Consider the following 324-nt stretch of genomic DNA (forward strand, 5'->3'; position numbering starts at 1 on the left):
ACTTTCGCTTGTGCATCTTCTTTAGCAGTAAGCGCATCATCACGTGCTTGAGTCAGCTCAGCAAGTTCTGTTGGCGTGATTAAACCATCTGCTTCTGCATCTGCTAATGCTTGCTCTGCCTCAGCATATGCTGCTTCAGCCGCCTCTACTGCCTCTGTTGCTTCTTCAAGTGCTGCAACTGCATCATCCACACCATCTTCGTTTTCATCATTTACTGTTGGTAAGGTGATGTTGACTAGATCATCTAAGCGTGCATCCAATGCGTCTTTGTCTGCTCCTTCTGGAAGTGCATCAACTTTCGCTTGTGCATCTTCTTTAGCAGTA

The 324-nt window shown here is 46.3% G+C and carries 1 protein-coding gene; it reads right to left on the bottom strand.

Annotation, left to right across the window (positions count from 1 at the left end; genetic code table 11):
* Positions 1 to 324 (bottom strand): GA-like domain-containing protein (locus AC1M84_RS14305; RefSeq protein WP_481595240.1); only part of this gene is annotated, 324 nt, incomplete at both ends.

This window comes from Acinetobacter sp. 24-47-66, from assembly GCF_056779755.1.